The 894-nt window shown below is 62.6% G+C and carries 1 protein-coding gene; it reads right to left on the bottom strand.

What is annotated here, in order from left to right; genetic code table 11:
* Positions 1 to 130: 130 nt before the first annotated feature.
* On the bottom strand, positions 131 to 676 hold the full coding sequence (locus ELR45_RS28770) for a hypothetical protein (RefSeq protein ID WP_129669366.1): 546 nt from the start codon (positions 674 to 676) through the stop codon (positions 131 to 133).
* Between the last annotated feature and the right edge of the window lie 218 nt (positions 677 to 894).

Here is an 894-nt window from a genome sequence, read left to right as displayed (position 1 = left end):
GGATCGCCGGGAAGCCGATCACCGAAATTCGTGGCGACGATCGGGAGCTTGCCCAGGATGATGTCGTGTCCGCAGTACGGACAGGTGCGCCTCGTATTCATCGGTGGCTGGGGCATCGAACGACCTCCTGTCACCGTGGAATGAATGGGCCGTCCTGGCCCCGCCGCCACGGGGCGTTCATCTTGGCGTCCGGATCGGATGCGAGCGCGAGGTACAAGATGGCGCAGACGATGAATGCCACATTGGGAATGATCGAGGCTCCAAGAGAAAGGCCTTCCTCGCGTATCGTCTGGGCATAGATGAGCATGAACTCGATGGCGGCGATGGTTCCCAGGAACACGAGGATCCGCACTACGCGCTTCTTGTCGCGCCAGAGGCGGCGCCGCGTCACGATCCATCCGACGCCGAGCCCTGCGAGACCGCCGATGGCAGCGCTGAGGCCGACGCCGAAGCCGCCGGCGTCGCCGAGTCTGTGCACAGTGGAGTCCGCCAGGGTCAGCCCTGAAGCATTCACCGTGAGATCCGTCATGCCTCCTACCAGAACCATGGCGGCGAGCAGATAGCGGTCTTGCAGGTTGCCAGGTTGGGTGACGAGTCGAAACAGCAGGTACGCGAAGGCCAGCACGGTGAGAACGAGGAGTGCGTTCAGCACCAGGCCGAGGAAGAAAACGACCATAGGCACCGCCTTGAGAGCCCGGCGATCTTCGAGGAATTTCAAAGTATGTGGGGTTCCTCCTGAGATGTCCATCCCTGAGCACGCAGTTTCGGCCGTTGTCTGCAGTGAGATGAGTCCGCGGTGTGGCTTCGGTGAACGATGCCTCGCGTGTCGCGTGGCCCCCGCGCCGGGAATTTCAGTTGCTTGGTGGCGCAATGCTCCATGCCCGTGCGGTGGCG

Origin of the sequence: Phytoactinopolyspora endophytica, from assembly GCF_004138495.1 — a bacterium.
In the GTDB taxonomy this organism is placed as follows: Bacteria; Actinomycetota; Actinomycetes; order Jiangellales; family Jiangellaceae; genus Phytoactinopolyspora; species Phytoactinopolyspora endophytica.
The sequence above is the reverse complement of the archived record's forward strand: the minus strand, read 5'-3'. Positions and strand labels throughout refer to the sequence as shown.

What these genes read in the sequence shown, in the direction of transcription:
- ELR45_RS28770 (WP_129669366.1), bottom strand. Translation starts at nt 676, where the DNA reads ATGGTCGTTTTCTTCCTCGGCCTGGTGCTGAACGCACTCCTCGTTCTC.